Here is an 18,590-nt window from a genome sequence, read left to right on the forward strand (position 1 = left end):
GGAAACGAGCACCGCCCGCCAAAAACCGCTTGCCGGGCGCTATCAAGGCGGGCGTAATGAGTGACCATTAAGGGCATTACGTTGCCAACGTCCACCACCGCTGTGCGTACAGCCTGACATGCGCTATATCTCCCTTGACCTTGAAACCTCCGGTAGCAAGCCCCAGCGCCACCAGATTCTGGAATTGGCTGCTGTGGTAGAAGACACCAAACGCCTAAAGCCGCTGAGCGAGTTGCCTGTTTTCCGGCGGGCGGTACGCCACCCCGAGTATGTAGGAACGGCCGGTGCGCTGGCTTTGAATGCGCGCCTGCTGGAAGAATTAGCACGAAAAGAGCCTAATCCGGAAATTTGCCCCCCAGAGGAGCTGCTCCCTCAGTTGCGCGAGTTTTTGCTGGCTCAAGGCTTTAAAAGCGACAAGCACAGCTGCGTCACGCTGACCATGGCCGGTAAGAACATCGCCTCTTTTGACCTGGGTTTTCTGCGAGAGTTGCCGGGCTATGGTACCCTAGTGCGTGCTGAGCCTGCTATGCTGGACCCCGCCGCGTTTTACCTGAACTGGAAGAAAGATTCTCGCCTGCCAACCATGAGCATTTGTAAGGCCCGCGCACGGTTCGAGGACGATACCGTGGCGCACGAAGCCGTAGCCGATGCTTTGGATGTCATTCAACTGTTACGGCCGTTTTATGAACTGTCGGTGTATCAGCAAGTGGTGGGTTGATTATCTATGCCTCGCAACGATTGACCTCACCCCTAACCCCTCCCCACAGGGAGAGGGGGAACTGGTTCTAAAAAGTCAGATACTAGAAAAGAGAGTTAGAAAAACTAAAAGCTAGTTCCTCCTCTCCCTGTGGAGAGGGGGCTAGGGGCTGAGGTCCCGTTGAACGGGTTAGGGGCTGAGTCTTTACCAGCTACCGCTCGCGCCGCCGCCGCCGGAACTGCCGCCGCCGAAGCCGCCAAAACCACCGCCACCTCCGCCGCCGAAGCCGCCACCAAAACCACCCCCGCCGCCAAATACGCCGCGTCCGCCGCTGAAGTCACCAAAAATGATAGGTGGAATACCCATGCCACCGAAGCCACGACTACGGCGGCCGCCGGAGCCGCCGCCACGGTTGCGCATCAGTAAAAAGAGCACCAGCACGCCGATTACCAGCCAGAAGGTCCAGCCGGAGCCGCTGTCGTCATTGCTACGCTGGCGTTGGTTGGTAGCTGGGTCGGCCTTATACTCGCCTTTGGCCAGCGCAATAAGCTGATCCGTAGCCCGGTTGAGGCCTTCGTAATACTGCTCCTGCTGGAAAGCGGGCACCACGGTATTTGAGATAATGCGCTTCGCCAACGCATCCGGCACGGCGCCTTCCAGACCGTAGCCGGTCTGAATGCGGGCTTTGCGCTCTTTTTCGGCTACCAGAATCAGGATGCCGTTGTTGTTGCCTTTCTGCCCAATACCCCAAGCTTCGTAGAGCTGCTGGGCGTAGTCGGCCAGCTCGTTGTCGCCCAGGGTAGGAACGATTACGACGGCAATCTGGGAGGAAGTAGAGTCGTTGTAGGCGACGAGCTTATTTTCCAGCGCTGCGACCTCATCGGGGCGCAGCATGCCGGCCAGGTCGTTTACCAGCCGGGGCGGGCTGGGCCGGGGGGCAAATCCTGGGCAAGGGCTGGGGGGTAAATTCCGGCCACGGCCAGCCACAGCAGCAAGCAAGGAACAAAGATTCGCCAGAAGGCAGAAGGGAAGGGGTGCCTCATGCGCGCGGGGGCGTCGGTTTGCCAAATGAGATAGAGTCGTCGAGCTCGTTGCGGTCGGTGGCCGCATCGTAGGGAAAAAGTGCTGGAGTTGCTCGCCCACCATGCGCACGCCTTTTTCCAGGCCGGTCACATAGTCGTTGGTCCGAAAGTGCTTGAGCACTGTTTCCTTGGTCGTTTCCCAGAAATCGTCGGGTACGGCCGCGTTGATGCCGGAGTCGCCAATAACGGCGAAGCGGCGCGCTTCCCAGGCCAGATAAAAAAGAACCCCGTTGCGTTGCGCGGTGCGGTGCATATTCAACTCGGCAAATACCTGCGCGGCCCGGTCCAGGGGTTCGGGTGTGGGGCAGGTGTCTTCCAAGTGTACCCGAATTTCGCCTGAAGTCTTGATTTCAGCCTGTTGGATGGCCGCAACCAAGGCGGCTTCCTGCTCCGGGGTTAAGGGGTTCTTCATGTTTCTGACGATTGGTTTTTAGTCGCTGGTTTCCGGCTTCAGGATTTTTCGCCCAAACCAGAAACCAGCGACCAAAACTTAAAACTGCACTGTTGGAGCCTTTTGCGAAGCTGCATCGGCCTCAAAGTAGCCTTTGGCCGAGAAGCCGAACACGCCGGCAAACAGGTTGTTGGGGAACTGGCGAATAAAGCCGTTGTAGTCGTTGGTCATGTTGTTGAACTTGTTACGCTCTACGTTGATGCGGTTTTCGGTGCCTTCAATCTGGGCCTGCAATTCCTGAAAGTTAGCATTGGCCTTCAGCTCCGGGTAGTTTTCTGATACAGCCAGCAGACGGCCCAAACCAGCACTCAGCTGGCTTTGTGCGGCCTGGAATTTCTGAATGTTTTCGGGGGTGAGCTGATCGGCATTAAGCTGCACACTAGTTGCCTTGGCGCGGGCCTCAATAACGCCGGTGAGCGTAGACTGCTCGAAGTTAGCGGCACCTTTTACAGTGTTTACCAAGTTTGGAATCAGGTCGGCGCGGCGCTGGTAGGCGTTCTGCACGTTGCCCCACTGGGCTTTTACCGCTTCATCGCGGCTTACCATGCCATTGTAGCCGCACGACGACTGCGTGAGCAGCACCATCAAACCAAACAAGTAGAGAAAAAGACGTTTCATAGGAGTAAGGGAGAGAGGAAAGATGGTTGTAGTTACGCAGCAAAGAGTAAAACTGCGCTGTGCAAAGTACGGAAACCCGACTTAGCGGTTGTCTTTAGAGTTACTGCCGCACGAATTACTATTTTGCGGTCTTACGCCACGTTTGTCGTTTATGAAAGCTGTTATTCCCGTCGCTGGCATTGGTTCTCGCTTACGACCCCACACCCACACCCAGCCCAAATCGTTGGTGCCGGTCGCGGGCAATACTATTCTGGGCCACATTATCGATAGGCTGGTAGCCGCCGGCGTCGAAGATTTTGTCTTCGTAATCGGGTATCTGGGCGAGAAAATCGAGAGCTATGTGCGTCGTCAGTACCCGCACCTGCGCACCGAGTTTGTGGTGCAGGAGCCCCGCGAGGGCATTGGCCACGCCCTTTGGGTGGCTCGCGACCATTTTCGCCACGAAACCGATGGCATGCTCATTCTGCTTGGCGATACTATCGTGGACGTTGATTTAAGTCAACTGCTCGACACACCCGGTACGGTGCTGGCCGTGAAGGAAGTGAAAACGCCCTCCATGTTTGGGCTGGTGGAGACGGATGCTACCGGCCAGGTGACCAAAGTGGTCGAAAAGCCGCGCATCCCGAAGTCGAATCATGCGCTGGTTGGGCTCTATAAAATTGCCAATCCTGAACGTCTGGCTGTAGCGTTGGAGCGCATCATCTCCGATGAGCAGCGCACCCACAATGAATATCAGCTCACCGACGCGCTCATGCTGCTCATCAACGAGGGCGAGGAAATGACTACCACGCCGGTCGATAATTGGTTTGACTGTGGCCGCAAGGAAAGCCTGCTCGAAGCCAATGCCAAGCTACTCAACCGCCCCGAGTTTCTGGAGCCCCGCGAGTACCCCGAGTTTCCTGATACTATCATCATCCCGCCCGTCAGCATCGGCCGCGACTGCCAGATCCGGCACTCCATCATCGGCCCCAACGTGGCCATCGGCGACCATACCATCGTGCGCAACGCTATTCTAAGCGACTCCATCATTGGCTCTTACAGCGAGCTGCGCTCCGCCGTCATGCAAGACTGCATTGTGGGCAGCGATGCCTCGTTCAGTGGCCTGAATCATAGCCTCAACATCGGCGACAATACTGAAATCAATTACAGCTAATAGTCTGGGGGGCAAATTTGCCCCCCAGCTTGGTTTAGAGCTATTCGGGAAAAGCGTCACGCAAAGCAAAGCGAAGCATCTCGCGTTCTGCTATAAGGTTAGTAATCTAATGGCGCGAGCGAGATGCTTCGCTTTGCTCTGCATGACCGTCCAATTAGAAAACTTTCGATAATATCGACAAAGCCGCTCGCCCCGAACTGGCACAAAAATTTTATGCTTCTCTTAACGTTCCTCCACAACCCACCGGCCCGGCTGGCAGTACGCAGGTTGTGCCCCTGGCCGTTTGCTTCTATTTTGCTTCTATGAATTTGCCCCCCAGATTCCGTTTCCAACCTGCGCTGGCAGCCGTATTACTGCTACTAGCCGGCTGCTACTCCCGCGAAGATGTAAAGACCGAAGGCGACGCCGTGTCGGAGCAGCGGGTCGAGAATGACCTGACCAAGATGCCCCGCGACAACGCCAAAGTCGCGCCCGACATAGGGGCGCCCAACGTGGTGACCGAAACGGATGCTGCCTCTGCCGCACCGCTCGCCCAGGTGAATGTGTTTCTGGAAGTCTCCGGCTCGATGGAAGGCTTCATGCCCAAGCCCGGCGCCGACGCCAGCAATACCCGATTTCAACAGCAGGTCGCGCAGTTTTTGTCGGAGCTGAATAATAGCCCGGCCGCCAGTCGCAAGGTGTATTACCGTATCAAGGAGAAACCCTACCGCGACTCGTACCAGCAGCTCTCCAGCACGGTGCGCGGCGGCATCAAGGAGCCCGCCAGCAGCACCGACATCCCCACGGTGCTCGATACGCTGGTCAGCAACTACTACGCGCCGAACACGGTCAACGTCCTGATTTCGGACTTTATTTATTCGCCGAAGAACACCGGCGCCATTCCCTACATTAAAACCGACATTACCGACGCCATCAGCCGCACCCGCCGTCCCGATATGGCTGTATCAGTCTACGGCTTCACCTCCGATTTTCAGGGCACCTTCTATCCGGCTATCCTCACTGGCGCCCGAAAGGTGCCCAACTGCTGCGACACCGATATTCCGTATTATTTCTGGGTAATTGGCCCCCAGGATGCCGTGCGGCGCTTCGATGCGGCATTGCTGGCGAAGCAGTCGGCCCAGCAGGTGCATTACGGCGTGAAGTATCCGCGCCCGGCGTCTTCCTTGCTAAACAAATATCAAAACAAAGGCAGCTGGTACTACGGCGAAAAAACCGCCAGCAAGCGCGAAGCTGGTGCCACTTATTACACGGTAGCCGTACAGGAAGCCTCGGCCCAAAATCCGGTGGAGTTCGTGCTCGGTCTCAATTTAAGCACCATGCCAGCCCTCTACCGCGACTTAGGCTACTTAAAGCAAAACCTCCAGCTTGTCGGTCAGGATACGGACGCGAAGATCATCAACGTGGCTGCGGCCACCGACCAGACCCGCGCCAGCAGCGGCCCCGAAAACCAATACACTCACTTCGTGAAAGTGCGCCTGACCAAAATGGCCCGCGCCGCGCGTCTTCCTCCAGGTTGTGCTCAACGACGCCCGCCCGGTCTGGGTAAGCCAATGGACCACCCAAAACGACAGCAACATCAACCAAGCGGGTCCCAAAACCTTCGCCTTCGCCAGCCTCGTCGATGGAGTGGCTACGGCGCTGGGAAATGAGCAGCGGCCGCCCGTGTTCCAAATTCCGCTCACTCTCGAGCCGGCCAAGTAACCCCAAGAGATAACTTGGCGACTGGTTGAACGCCCTTAATTGCATCGTTCACACAATTCTGTTGAATCTTTAGCGTTCAGCGAATCCCAACTCAAAGTTATTTGTACATTTCCGCTATGAAATCATTTTTCCGCTTTCTCTACGAACTCATCGGTTCCCCGCAGCCGCCCTCCGAAACGCCCGTCTACCGTGAGGTGATTTTTCCCAACGTGGGCTTGCTGACCATAGCAATTTCACTGGGGTTAGTACTGGTTTTCTATTACTTGATTAACCGGGCTATGGGCGTGGCCACCTTCAACAAGGGCCGCCATTGGGCAATTTTCCTTATTTCCAATGCAATCATCGCCTTCATCATCGCTATTGTGCAGTGCAATAGCCAGCAAGTAGCCGAACACTCTTATGTGTATTGGTTGGCTACGCTAAACGCGGTATATGGCCTACTGTGGTTCTTTCTCTTCTCCGTTATCCTTCGTAAAGGCTCCACCAACGCCAGCACGACTCCTTTTTAATTTAGACATGAGAATGTGAGAAGTGAGAGGTAAGACATTGGTCGACCGCAATGCATAACCAGAACAGAGTCTCACTTGTCATTTCTCATCATCTCACCTCTCCCATATGGCTAAACTCTTTTTATTCGGTATTGGTGGCACGGGCTCCCGCGTTATTCGCTCCCTCACCATGCTGCTGGCCGCCGGCGTACAGCTGCCCAACTGCGACCGGGTAGTACCTATTATCATCGACCCCGACGCCCACAACGGCGACATGAACCGGACGGTGGATATGCTGAAAAGCTACCAGCAGATCTACAACCGCCTGGGCCAGCGTGAGGATGGGTTTTTTCAAACTAACATCAGCACCCTCAGCAGCATTTCGGCTGATACCAACGGCGGCGTAAAAGACACGTTCGTGTTCGACTTCGGTGGCATCAACCAGAGCTTCCGCCAGTACCTGAGCTACGACCAGCTTTCCATCGATTCCAAAGGCTTGGTGGAGCTGCTGTTCACCCAAGATAACCTGGAAAGCCCCCTGACCATCGGTTTCCGTGGCTCGCCTAATGTGGGCAGCGTAGTACTTAATAAAGTGGTCGACTCGCCGGAAATCCGGTTTTTCGCCGACAACTTTCAGGCCGGCGACCGGGTGTTCTTCATCTCCAGCATCTTCGGTGGTACCGGTGCGGCGGGCTTCCCACTGTTGCTCAAAAATCTCAAGGACCAAAACACCCGTCTGAGCAACGCCCGTTACCTACGCGACGCTCTCACTGGTGCCGTGACGGTGATGCCCTACTTTGCTTTGCAGTCGGAGGACAACTCCGTCATTGACTCTAACAGCTTCCTGACCAAAACCAAAGCGGCGCTTAGCTACTACGAGCACAACCTGCAAGGCCTCGACGCTTTGTATTACTTAGCCGACACGCCCGATACGCCCTACGAAAACCAGCCCGGCGGCACGGCCCAGCGCAACAAAGCCCACCTTATTGAGCTACTGGCTGCCCTGAGCATCGTGGATTTTATGCAGTACCCGGATGCGGAGCTGCGCAATGGCGGTCCGCATTTCCACGAGTACGGCCTGGGCGTAGATACCCAGGAACTGAACTTCAGCCACCTGCCCGACGAGTCGCGGGAGCTGATTGCCAAGCATCTGACGCAGTTTCTGTACTTCACGCGCTACCACAAGCAGCACCTGCCCACGGATAAAGCCCCCTACCACGACAACCTGAATCTGGACTATGCCATGCGCAATGAGCCCATCTTCAAGGAGCTGAACAACTTTCTCCACAGCCCCGAATTCGGCGTGGATGAGTGGCTGAAAGAACTGGCCCAGAACCGCCGCGCTTTCCGCCCCTTCGACCTCACCACCGACGACTTCAACGCCATGATTGCCGGCAAGCCCGTGGAGAAAAAGTGGAACGACTTCTTCAACAAAGGCCTCAGTCAGAACTACTTCCTCAACAGCCTCAACGACGCCGCCAAGTCCATCCAGGAGCCCGACAACTTCAAGAAGCTGCTGGCCCTGTTTGACCGCGTGACGGATAAGGCGTTTGAAGAGAAGGTGAAGGTGGTGTAAAGTAAGAACGACAAGCTCCCCTCCTCAGATGAGGAGGGGACGCCGTGCCGAAGGCACGGCTGGGGTGGTTGAGGTCGTTGCTGATGTTGTTTGAGAGAACGATACCAAAGAACGTCATGCTGACAAAAGGAAGCATCTCGCGTGCTGATGTGAGGTTAGTAATCCTGCTAAACACGCGAGATGCTTCGCTGTGCTCTGCATGACGTTCAATTAAACAACGCTCTCAACCCCCCGCTTTGGCTGCGCCAAAGCATCCCCTCCTTACTTGATGCGCAACATCATCTGAGGAGGGGAGTTGGATTACCGATTACCAGTAAATCGATTCTACTCAATAAGATATAAAGGAATGCCCAAAGTCCTTCGCTTACATAATAACGGCTCCCAGCAGGTGCAAGGCTGGCAGAAAACGGCCCCCATCACCAGCACCGAAATTGACACCGTAACCGACCCCACGGGCGGGCGGGCCAAAAACGTGGCCGTGTCCATCCCGACGCCGTTTGCGCGGATGCACTTGTTTGAAACGGCCTTCGATTTCCTGGCCCGCGAGGGGCAGCGCAATCCGGGCTCCGTTTATCACGAGCTGGTGTCGCACTACTGGGACCTGTTTGAGGTGTTGTACAACTACAACCTTTACACCCAGGCCGGCCGCAAAATCACGTTGCGCCGCTGGAATGCGGAGGCAGAGCTGCGCAAAATGCAGTCGGATGAGGGAACACGCTTGTTGGGTGAAACCCTGCGCCTGTTCCTGCAGGATGACCGTTTTCGCGACTTCACGGATATGTACCTCGTATTCTATGAGTCGCCGGACCTGCCGGGCGGACCGCGCTTGCTGGGGGGCACTTCGCCGCTCACTCTGCTCTTTACAGCCCCGACGGTAGCACCGCTGGACCTGGAGCGCGCCCAGGCCAGGGGGCATTATTTCGATAATCAGATTGTGCTGCTGGAAGACCGCTCACCGGCTTTCCGCGAGTTCGTGTACGAGCTGTTTCTGGCGTATCCGCAACTGCAGCGCCGCGAGTTTGCGGGCAGCGTATTCGCTGGCCTCGACCGTAGCCGCATCAACCAGATGCAGATGCAGGGCGAGCACACGGCCCAACGATTTGCCGCGAAGTACCCCGCCATCACCGACTTCCAGGGCAACCTGGTCAGCGTGAAGCACGTGCCGCTGCCCGGCCGCGCCGACCAGTCGGCGGTGATGAGCAGCGACCTGTTTATTCAGCCTACCCGCGAGACCAACACTGGCCGCCTTCGCCCTTTGGTATTGCGCCCCAACCTGACCATGCAGGGGGCAAATTACCTCAACGGTCAGCCCTGGGACGACCGTACGCCCGTACCCTACGCCGACGAGCTGACGCTGGAAAATCGAGTGTTGCCCGGTAAAGGCTTCAAATATCCTTACCTCACGGTAGGCGACTTCCTGGAAGATGCGCTGGTTGAGCTGCCTTATGAGCTAAATACCCAGCGCTTCCACACGGGCAAGGTCACGTTCCAATACGGCGCTGACACCCAGGGCCGGGCGCGGTTTCCGTACTTGCTGCCGCTAAAGCAGAGCTTCTTCGAGTACTTCACCGAGCACGATCTGGCCGAGCTGGTCACCTTTACCATCGACCTGAACCATGTGCGGGTGAATGTGCGGGTACCGGTGCAGGGGGGCGTTTTATCACGTTTGAACGCAGCTACTACCAGAATCCGCAAAACCCCAAGGACGCGCAGGGCCGCGAAATTCCGGAGAAGGGCCGCATCGTGCGGGCCAATATCGGTCTGGGCGTGTTTCCGTTCTACAAGATGCGCGCGCAGCCTGAGTACAACGACTTCTACAAAGTCATGCTCGTGGATGCCGACAACAGCCCCACGATGCTCCAGCGTCGCTATGAGCTTACGTTCTTTGTAGGTGGTGAGCGGCTGACCGACCAAGGCGCCGCCCGCCGCGCCACCAAGTTTGAGCGAACCCAGAAAAGCGTAGCCACGGCCGGCAGTACCTACTACGAAATCACCGGTACTCACTTCGACCTCGCCGAGCTAACCTGCCCGCCCGCTACGCTGGGTGCGGAGCCGGCCCGGGGCCTTATTGTACCGCGCTGGCGCGAGCTGGACCGTGGCACGCGCCGCTTCACGTTTGCCGTGGACTTTGGTACCAGCAACACGCACGTAGCCTACGCTGATGGCCCTTCCGCTCATCCCAAGCCATTCACTATTGGTGAGGGCGACTTGCAGGTGGAATTGCTGAACGCGCCACTGCCCGATACGGGCTATTCGGCCTTCCAGCGCTATATGAAGGGCCCCGGCCAGCTGTTTGATATTCCGCTGATTCAGAACCGGGAGTTTGTGCCCAGCATCGTGGGTGAGCAGCAGTCGGTATATGAGTTTCCAATTCGGACGGCGGTTTGCGAAACCAATTCCTACGCCAACGAGCCCAGCAAAGTGCTGAGCAACATCAACATCGGCTTTAGTATTAACACCGAAACCAGCCAGCCGCCCCAGAACCGATTCGTGACTAACCTGAAATGGTCGGCGGAGCTGGACCCGCAGGGTGTGAATCGAATTGCGGCGTTCTTCAAGGAGATTTTGCTGCTAATGAAGCACAAGGCAGCTCAGTACGGCGGTATTCTGGAAGATACCCGCGTGGTGTGGTTTGCCCCCCTGAGCTTCGATATGTTCCTGCGCAATCAGTTTCAGCAGGTATGGGACGAGGCATTTCAGGAAGTATTCCGCGCCCGCCGGCCCACCCAATGCATTTCGGAGTCGGTGGCGCCGTACTACTACCTCACGGCCACAAACCAGGTGGTGCCCAACCGCGACGAGAATGTCATCAACATCGACATCGGTGGCGGCACAACTGACTTGCTGATTTTCGCGGAGCAAAAGCCTTCCTTTAGCTCATCGTTCCGCTTTGCCGGCGACGACCTGTGGGGCGACGGCTATGCCCGCGTACAGGGCGCACCCAAGCAAAACGGCCTGCTCCGCCTCGGCGTGCAGTACGTGGAAAGCCTGCCCGATTCGGAGCAAAATCAGGAGTACAAAGGCTACCTGCGGGCGGCTCTGCAAAACCCCGATTTCGGTTCGGCCGACGTGACGAGCTTGCTCTTCACCTACAATGAGGCGTTGCGCTTTACGCAGAGTCTGGGCTTAGGCAAAGGGCGTCAGCTGCGGGTGTTGTTCTACCTGCACTACACGGCCATTATTTACCACGTAGCGCAGCTGGTGCAGCATTTGGGTCTAAAAACGCCTCGTTACTTGTGCTTCTCGGGCAAGGGTAGCTTGTATCTGCGCCTGCTCAGCGGGGGCAGCAGCCTGGCAGCAATTGAGAAAATCACAAAGGCTGTATTCTTAGCGGCTACCGGTCAGGAGCCGCCGCAGAACTTCCGTGTTATTCTGGCGGATAATCCCAAAGAGGCAACCACCAACGGCGGTGTTCTATTCGAGGAAAGCGCCACCAGCGCCGCCGACTTCGATAAGATTCGCACGGTGAAGCTCAACGGCGCTGTTGAAGGTGCCGACATTGACACGGCCCGCCTGAAGATTCCTCAAGTCGACGCCGAATTGAAGCAATCGGTAATCGACAATACACGCCGCTTCCTCGAAATCGTGCTCGACAACGATGATGTGGCTCCCCTAATGCGCGAAGTAGGCGTAGACGTGGACCGGCAGAAGGTGAAAGACTTCCTGCTCCGTGAAATTGAGGACAGCCTGAACCTGGGTCTGCACCAGATTGGCCGCAACCTCGGCCAGGGCGAAACGTTGCCGGAAACGCTGTTTTTCTACCCGATGAAGCAGGCACTGTATAACCTGAGCCGGGAGTTGATTTCGAATGGGTAAGCCATCTGAATCATCCTATTGCGATGAGTATGATAGAAAAGTTAGCGCATAAGATGCGTGAGAATCGACTGATGCAGGAAGATGGTCAGTACATTCTATTTGAGGATGCAATAGAAAAGATCTTGGCCGCTAAAAATGTGGAACACATTCCTGTGCTATGTCAAGGGTTCGATGATAAAACCGAACATCATGAAGTGATGTTCGGGCTGATTCATGCGATAGAGTACTACCATACTATTTCTAGCCCACAAGTAGCTACTGATAAATTTGTTGAGTCGATACCGCTCATGCTCCCACATGCTACAGAATGGGCAGAGACTATGCTAAGTCGGTTTCTGCATCGAACCAGTGATGTACAACTCTTACACGCCAGCCTAGAGAGAGTAGAGACACCTACTTGGACAATAATTGCCAAGCTGCTGCATAAAGTAGCTGCTGAGAACCCAGCAGAATTCGAAGCTAAAGTGAAAGAAGTACTTGCTTAAGCAAAAGCCGACAATAACTTACTCGCTGACTTAGTCGACTAGCATTTTCCGCTACCTCTATGATCCTTTCCTACCGCATTATTGCTCTGTTCACCGGTCTGTTGCTGAATACAGTTAGCTTCGCCCAAACAGAGCTAGGCAAACCCACTCTCGACGAAGCCAAAACGCAAATCTGGTGCGCCACGGCCAAGTTTGTATATGAGGATACTGGCGTATCTGAACTTAAGAGCACGTTGCGTTGCGACGGTAGCTTACAGGCGTTTGAGAACAGTATCAAAGCCGACAAGCAGAGTGTATTCAGCCGTTTGTATAAACCACTGGAGCGGGGGGCAATTTATAACGGTCTGGCTACGGATGAGGCGCGGCTGAACAAGCTCACCACTGAAATTATCACTCGGCTTAAAAACCCAGCCCGCACCAACGACCCGGTTCGCATGCAGCGACTGACGGCCCTGGAAACCGGCCTAAAAAGCTTTGTGCAGAACGGTACGCCATTGGGTGATACAGGTGCTGACCTCGTAGCCGAAGAAGCGGCTGATACCGCATCCCTGGCCGACACCACAGTGGACTCCGATGTAGGCGTGGCGCTACCGACCGGCACGAGCGTAAGCAGCCCGCGCACCTACGCTGCGGAAAGCACCATGAGTAAGCTTTTTGCTCCTATTGCGTTGGTGTTCTCGCTATTAAGCTTGGTGCTTTTGCCTTGCAGCGCGGTCATATTAAGGCCCTGAACGCTCGCGCCGAACGTCACCGCAGTGCGCTGGAAGCGGTAAAGCTGGCAATGCCAACGGACAGTCCGAGTCTTAAAAAACTGACGCCCGAGCTACAGCGCGACATCGAGAAATTGGTGGAGCAACGCGTAGCCGCAGCATTGGCTCAAAATAAGACAGCAGCCCAAAATTTGCCCCCAAGCCCTCAATGCAGCCCGCTCCGGCGCGGCTAGTAGCTGTAGCGCCAGCAACGCCTGCGGCTTCGGCGGCTCCCGTCGCTTCGCCAGCTGCTCCTGTGGCCGAGCAGAGCCAGCTGACTCCCGTGACGCCCCCAGCACCAACCTATACCGCACCTGCGCCAATGGCTGAAGCTCAGGTTGCTCCTCCGGTTCTGGTAATACCTGCTGGTCCGCCCGCTGCCGCCCCGCGTGATGACTTCGATAGCTTGGTGCCGCCTGTGCAGCTGCCTACTCCCGCTACCTGGTCGGAAGTGACTCCGACAGCTAAGCAGGAAGACCAGCTGGCGCCTACGCGCTACTATGTAAAAGTGCCGGTGAACGGCGGTTTTAGCGCTTACGACTTGCAGGAGCAACCGCAGCACGACAGCATCTACGAGATAAAAGTAGATGCCCAGCGCCCGGAGCGCGCCACGTTTCGCATTACGTCCAACACCGCCGTGCACGCCTATGCCATCCAAAGCGCGCAATATTCTCTGCGCGAAGCCTGCCGCTACCAGCAGCCCAGTACGCCCGTTTCACGCATTGTGACGGACGAGGAGGGAACCCTGTTTAAAAGCAACGGCACCTGGCAGATTGAGCAGAAGGCCGCTATTCATTTCGAGTAGGAACGTACCTCAACGCATTGCGCGTTGTTTCTTTGTGGTCGTATTCGTGCCTTCATTCCACCGCCGCGTATGCCAAACGCGGCGGTGCGTGTTTCTACAAACTCTTGCTTGATGCTCGAAATCGTTCTTGAAATAATCGTTGTGCTCGTGGTAGTGGGCTTGCAGGTACGCACATTCCTGCAAACCCGCGCCCAGGCAGAGCGCCTTACGCGGCTTTACCCAAGCAAAAACACCCTGCGCGTAGAGCGCCGCCTCATAACGCCAGCGGGCGAAGATTTGCCCCCTACGCCGCCAACGCGCCCGCCGACGCTTACCTGATCGACCTGATTCGGGCGGATGCCGTGCCCGCCGACTTTCAGGAAATCCTGACTGATACCAACGATTATTTACGCCACAATAAAGGCGCGGCGTCTGACTTCGGTATCCTGAAAGATATTTCGGAGCGGCAGTCGCAGGTGCTGCAAAACGAGGTGCAGGCCAACGTGGCCACGCCTTTGTATCTGGGTTTGCTGGGCACGTTCTTGGGCGTAATTCTGGGCTTGGTGGGCATTGCCCGCAATGGGGTAGCCGACGAAGATGCGCTGACGCCCTTCCTTACCGGCGTCCTCATTGCCATGACCGGCAGCTTCGTGGGCTTGCTCTTGACGTTGCTGGGCAATGGCCTGGTGCGCAAGGCCAACCAGCAGCTCGAACAAGGTCAGAACAGGTATTACACATTTTTGCAAGCTCGCCTGTTGCCCGTATTGCACAACGATATGGCCAACAGCCTGTCTACGCTTAAAGGAGTATTGGACGCGTTTAATCAGGATTTTGTAGGCAAAGTCACGCTGTTTGAGCCCATCATCGGGACGCTGACGGAGAACGTGAAAGTGCAGCGTGATTTCCTGGTCAAGCTCAATGAGATTGGGTTTGATAAGATGGCGAATGCCAACCTAGCCGTTTTCGATAAGGTGCGGGAATCGGCGGAGCTGTTTGGTTCGTTCGTGGGCTACCAGCAGCGGCTTAATCAGATGCTGGAGGAAGGCACCGCCACCGCTACCGCCGTCAGCAGTATTCTGGACCGCCTGACGGGCTTTGAGCGCGGTATCAACAACGTGGGTCAGTACATCGGCCAGCACGACAACCTGATTCAGCACCAGCTCGACTTTTTCCAGCGCCACGAAAAGGAAATGAACAACGTGGCCGCCCGCACCGAGCAGTACTTTGACCTAGCCACCGGCCGCCTCACCGACCTCATGCAGCAGCGCCTCAGCTTCCACGAGCGCGACGCCCAACAGGCCTACGAAAAGTGGGGCCAATACTTCCAGCGCCTCAACGAGGAGAACGTATTCGACCGCATCACGCACTACCTGGAGCCCTTCAAAAACCTGGACGCCGAGCAGAAAAACCTCTCCCGCGACGTGACGGCTACCCAGCGCGAGCTGATGCGCAAAATTGAGATGGACTCGCAGATTCAAGCCAAAATTCTGATGGAGCTTTCTGTCCTGAACGAAGTATTGGTAAAAGCTACGGCCAAAAACCGTATGCAGCGCGCCATGGATAGTTTGTTTGGTGGCGTGAAGCCGCAGTAAGCGCATTGTAGCGCGAACTTTTAGTTCGCGTATCGTTGGATGATACTACCTTCCGGCTGCTTATTCACGATACGCGAACTAAAAGTTCGCGCTACAATGCGCTTTAGAAAACGATTCACTAAGCGGGAGCTTGGTGTTACAGAATATTATGCAGGATTCTCAAAACCGCTCTTCCAACGACTTCTTCTGGCCCAGCTACGTGGACCTGATGACGTCGCTGTTTGTGGTGATGCTGGTGCTGTTTGTGTACAGCTTTAAGCTGTTTAAAGACCGCGAAAACGACCTCAAAAAAGCCAATGGCGAGCTGAAAGCCAAAGCCGAAGAGCTGGAGCAAATCACCAAAATTCGGCGCTCCTTGCAGCGGCTGGAAGGCAAATACTTCCGCTACGACCCGAATCTGGAGCGCCACGAGCTGCTGGTGCCGGTACAGTTCAAGGCGGGGCAGGATGAGATTCAGGATGCGTATAAACCGGCTTTGCTGCAGGCAGGCAAAACGTTGCGCTCTGTGCTCAAAACCATTAAAACCGAGAAGCCCGTACGCTACTTGGTTATTGTGGAAGGAATGGCGGCGCGCTACGCCGGCGAGGATGCCCGCAACCGCACCCAAGAGCAGCTCACGTATCAGCTCAGCTACCGGCGTGCTCTGAACCTATTAAACTTCTGGAAACAGAATGGCTTGAATTTCAGCCAGGACAGCAACATTGAGCTTATTATCGGGGGCAGCGGCTTCTACGGCACCGGCCGCTACCGTGGCGCTAAAGAGGGCAACAATAAGCGTTTCCTGATTCAGGTGATTCCGAAGATTGGGCGAATCGGGGGGTAGGGGCAGAGCCTCAAGCAGTAAGCCTGCGGACCTATAAATGCGATTATGTGGAGCAGCGCGCAGGACTTCACCTGCTTCTTAACATTCCATTCTGGCAATGCCCGCGAGCTGTTTTGACAGGCAGACGCTATAACAGCAAGCCCGTCTTTAGTCCGATGAACTTATTATATTACAACAAAACATAGCTTAATATGCTATAATAGAAAGACGGCCGTTATCTTCGGCGCCTCTTCCGCTCCTGTCTACACCTTATGCGCCTTACACCTTATCCACTGCTGGCCCTGCTGTGCCTGGCTTCCTGCCGGTCGGCGGGGCCCGAGTCAAAGTCAGCTACATCTTACTCGGCTAACCCTCGTATGGCAGCCGCTACTCCACCTAGCTCACCCGTGAAATACCCCGAATCCCGCAAGTCCGACCACGTCGATGATTACCACGGCACGCCCGTAGCCGACCCTTACCGGTGGCTCGAAGATCTGGACTCGCCCGAAACCAAAGCCTGGGTAGAAGCCCAGAACAAGTTGACCTTCGGCTATTTAGAGAAGATACCTTTCCGGGATAAGATTCGGGAGCGGCTCACCACCATCTGGAACTACGAGCGCTACGGCGTGCCGCAGGTGGAAGACGGGCAGCTGTATTTTTCCAAAAACGACGGCCTGCAAAACCAAGCGGTGCTGTACGTGCAGAAAAATGCCCCCCAAAGCCAGCCGGAAGTTCTACTCGATCCAAACAAGTTCTCCGCCGATGGCACCACGGCATTGAGCGGCACCTACTTCTCCAACGACCACCGCTATATGGCCTACGCCACGTCGGGCGGCGGCTCCGATTGGCTGAAAGTAAGCGTGCTGGACCTTAAAACGCGCCAACCGCTGAAAGATGAGCTGGAATGGGTAAAAGTGTCAGGCGTGGCTTGGGCCAAGGACGGCTTTTACTACAGCCGCTACGCCGCGCCCAAGCAGGGTGAAAACCAGCTGGCCGGCAAAAATGAGTTTCATCAGGTGTATTACCACCAGCTCGGCACGCCGCAAAAAGCGGATAAGCTGGTCTACGAGGACAAAAAAATGCCGCTGGGCTTCCGCTTTGCGGGCACTACTGAGGATGAGCGGTTCCTCGTGCTCAGCCTCACCGATGGCGTGGCCGATGGCAACCGCCTGGCTGTGCGCGACCTCACCGACCCCAAGCAGGCCAGTAAGTTTACCATCCTTATCAGCAGCTACGAGCACAACAACTCGGTAGTGGGCAATGTGGGGGGCAAATTATTGGTGCTTACCAACTACCAGGCGCCCTTGTACCGCCTGGTGCTCATCGACCCCAAGAAGCCCCAACAGGCCAACTGGAAAACCGTACTGCCCGAAACCACCGAGAAGCTCGACAATGTGGAGCAGGTGGGCAGCCGCCTGATTGCTACGTATCTGAAAGACGCCAGCAGCCAGGTGAAGGTGTACAGCGAAAGTGGGGAGTTTCAGAACGACGTGGAGCTGCCGGCCATTGGTACGGCCGCGGGCTTCGGCGGGCGCCGCGATGCTAAAGAGGTGTATTACGCCTTCACCTCGTTTACCTACCCAACTACCATTTACAAATACGGCCTCGTCACCAAGCAAAGCACGGTATTTCAGGCCCCGAAGGTAGATGTGAAGCCCGACGACTACGTGACCACGCAAGTGTTTTATGCCAGCAAAGACGGCACGAAGATTCCCATGTTCATCGTGCATAAGAAAGGCCTGAAGCTCGACGGTAAAAACCCCACTTACCTTTACGCATACGGCGGATTCGACATTTCCCTGACGCCTTCCTTTAGCGTAGCGCGCATGCTGTGGCTGGAAAACGGCGGCGTGCTGGCGGTGGCCAACCTGCGCGGGGGCGGTGAGTACGGCGAGGCTTGGCACAAAGCCGGCATGACGCCCAACAAGCAAAACGTATTCGACGACTTTATTGCCGCCGCCGAATACCTGTCGGTGCAGAGCTACACCTCGCCCAAGCACCTGGCTATTGCGGGCGGCTCGAATGGGGGCTTGCTGGTGGGCGCCACCATGATTCAGCGGCCCGATGTGGCACGCGTGGCCCTGCCAGCCGTGGGCGTGATGGACATGCTGCGCTACCAGAAGTTTACCATCGGCTGGAACTGGGCACCCGAGTACGGCACCTCCGACAACTACGCGCAGTTTCAGAATCTCTACAGCTTCTCGCCCCTGCACACGTTGAAGCAAGGCGCCGACTACCCGGCCACCATGATTACTACCGCTGACCACGACGACCGGGTGGTGCCGGCCCACTCGTTTAAGTTTGCGGCTGCCTTGCAGGAAAAAGCCGGCGGCGCCAACCCGCAGCTCATCCGCGTAGACGTGAATGCGGGCCACGGGGCGGGCAAAAGCACCAAGCTCCAGATTCAGGAGTGGGCCGACGTGTGGGCCTTTACCTACTACAGCATGGGCCTGAATCCCTACGGAAAATAAGTGCGAAAAAAGCCCCCCAGCGGCTCAGCTTACAACGAGCGGAAGAGGGAATAGCCGCTGGGGGGCTTTTTTCGTACTAACCTTTCGCGGGTCGCGTTGTATCTTGCGGCCCGAAACCCAATTGC

16 protein-coding genes are annotated in these 18,590 nt (G+C 56.2%); 14 read left to right on the plus strand and 2 right to left on the minus strand.

The window, feature by feature from the left end; all coding sequences use genetic code 11:
* The first annotated feature begins 118 nt into the window (after positions 1-118).
* On the plus strand, positions 119-718 hold the full coding sequence (locus tag MKZ35_RS18090) for a hypothetical protein (protein WP_482514582.1): 600 nt from the start codon (positions 119-121) through the stop codon (positions 716-718).
* A gap of 183 nt (positions 719-901) precedes the next feature.
* Here the strand turns inward: MKZ35_RS18090 and MKZ35_RS18095 are convergent, their stop codons facing one another.
* Both MKZ35_RS18095 and MKZ35_RS18100 read right to left on the minus strand, forming a co-directional pair.
* Positions 902-2,191 (minus strand): TPM domain-containing protein, encoded by a 1,290-nt coding sequence (locus MKZ35_RS18095; RefSeq protein WP_482514583.1) that lies wholly within the window; start codon positions 2,189-2,191, stop codon positions 902-904.
* Between the two features lie 78 nt (positions 2,192-2,269).
* Positions 2,270-2,848, minus strand: a complete 579-nt coding sequence (locus MKZ35_RS18100; RefSeq protein ID WP_482514584.1) for a LemA family protein — start codon at positions 2,846-2,848, stop codon at positions 2,270-2,272.
* A gap of 151 nt (positions 2,849-2,999) precedes the next feature.
* On the opposite strand from MKZ35_RS18100, the gene MKZ35_RS18105 reads away from it, so the two are divergent.
* The 13 genes from MKZ35_RS18105 to MKZ35_RS18165 all read left to right on the plus strand — a co-directional run bounded on the left by MKZ35_RS18105 (position 3,000) and on the right by MKZ35_RS18165 (position 18,465).
* Positions 3,000-4,001: a sugar phosphate nucleotidyltransferase gene (locus tag MKZ35_RS18105; RefSeq protein WP_482514585.1), complete on the plus strand. Its 1,002-nt coding sequence runs from the start codon at positions 3,000-3,002 to the stop codon at positions 3,999-4,001.
* Positions 4,002-4,309: 308 nt separating this feature from the next.
* The gene (locus tag MKZ35_RS18110) at positions 4,310-5,650 is read left to right on the plus strand and encodes a hypothetical protein (RefSeq protein ID WP_482514586.1); all 1,341 of its coding nucleotides are present in this window, start codon (positions 4,310-4,312) and stop codon (positions 5,648-5,650) included.
* Positions 5,651-5,818: 168 nt separating this feature from the next.
* Complete coding sequence (locus tag MKZ35_RS18115) at positions 5,819-6,211, plus strand: hypothetical protein (RefSeq protein ID WP_482514587.1); 393 nt, start codon at positions 5,819-5,821, stop codon at positions 6,209-6,211.
* Positions 6,212-6,317: 106 nt separating this feature from the next.
* Positions 6,318-7,766: a hypothetical protein gene (locus tag MKZ35_RS18120; protein WP_482514588.1), complete on the plus strand. Its 1,449-nt coding sequence runs from the start codon at positions 6,318-6,320 to the stop codon at positions 7,764-7,766.
* A gap of 346 nt (positions 7,767-8,112) precedes the next feature.
* A complete protein-coding gene (locus MKZ35_RS18125; protein WP_482514589.1) occupies positions 8,113-9,657 on the plus strand; it encodes a hypothetical protein in 1,545 nt (514 codons plus the stop codon).
* Positions 9,552-11,582: a hypothetical protein gene (locus MKZ35_RS18130; protein WP_482514590.1), complete on the plus strand. Its 2,031-nt coding sequence runs from the start codon at positions 9,552-9,554 to the stop codon at positions 11,580-11,582. Before MKZ35_RS18125 ends, MKZ35_RS18130 begins: the two co-directional genes overlap by 106 nt.
* Positions 11,583-11,611: 29 nt before the next feature.
* Positions 11,612-12,067 (plus strand): Imm30 family immunity protein, encoded by a 456-nt coding sequence (locus tag MKZ35_RS18135; protein ID WP_482514591.1) that lies wholly within the window; start codon positions 11,612-11,614, stop codon positions 12,065-12,067.
* Between the two features lie 59 nt (positions 12,068-12,126).
* Complete coding sequence (locus MKZ35_RS18140; RefSeq protein ID WP_482514592.1) at positions 12,127-12,798, plus strand: hypothetical protein; 672 nt, start codon at positions 12,127-12,129, stop codon at positions 12,796-12,798.
* 187 nt (positions 12,799-12,985) lie between these two features.
* Positions 12,986-13,621: a hypothetical protein gene (locus tag MKZ35_RS18145; protein ID WP_482514593.1), complete on the plus strand. Its 636-nt coding sequence runs from the start codon at positions 12,986-12,988 to the stop codon at positions 13,619-13,621.
* A 111-nt stretch (positions 13,622-13,732) separates the two neighbouring features.
* Positions 13,733-13,939: a hypothetical protein gene (locus tag MKZ35_RS18150; RefSeq protein ID WP_482514594.1), complete on the plus strand. Its 207-nt coding sequence runs from the start codon at positions 13,733-13,735 to the stop codon at positions 13,937-13,939.
* A 23-nt stretch (positions 13,940-13,962) separates the two neighbouring features.
* Positions 13,963-15,192, plus strand: a complete 1,230-nt coding sequence (locus MKZ35_RS18155; RefSeq protein WP_482514595.1) for a hypothetical protein — start codon at positions 13,963-13,965, stop codon at positions 15,190-15,192.
* Positions 15,193-15,340: 148 nt separating this feature from the next.
* Positions 15,341-16,015, plus strand: coding sequence for a hypothetical protein (locus MKZ35_RS18160; protein ID WP_482514596.1), 675 nt, complete (start codon positions 15,341-15,343; stop codon positions 16,013-16,015).
* A 251-nt stretch (positions 16,016-16,266) separates the two neighbouring features.
* Positions 16,267-18,465, plus strand: coding sequence for a prolyl oligopeptidase family serine peptidase (locus MKZ35_RS18165; RefSeq protein WP_482514597.1), 2,199 nt, complete (start codon positions 16,267-16,269; stop codon positions 18,463-18,465).
* The last annotated feature ends 125 nt before the right edge of the window (positions 18,466-18,590 follow it).

It is taken from the genome of Hymenobacter sp. R533113 (genome assembly GCF_056835965.1).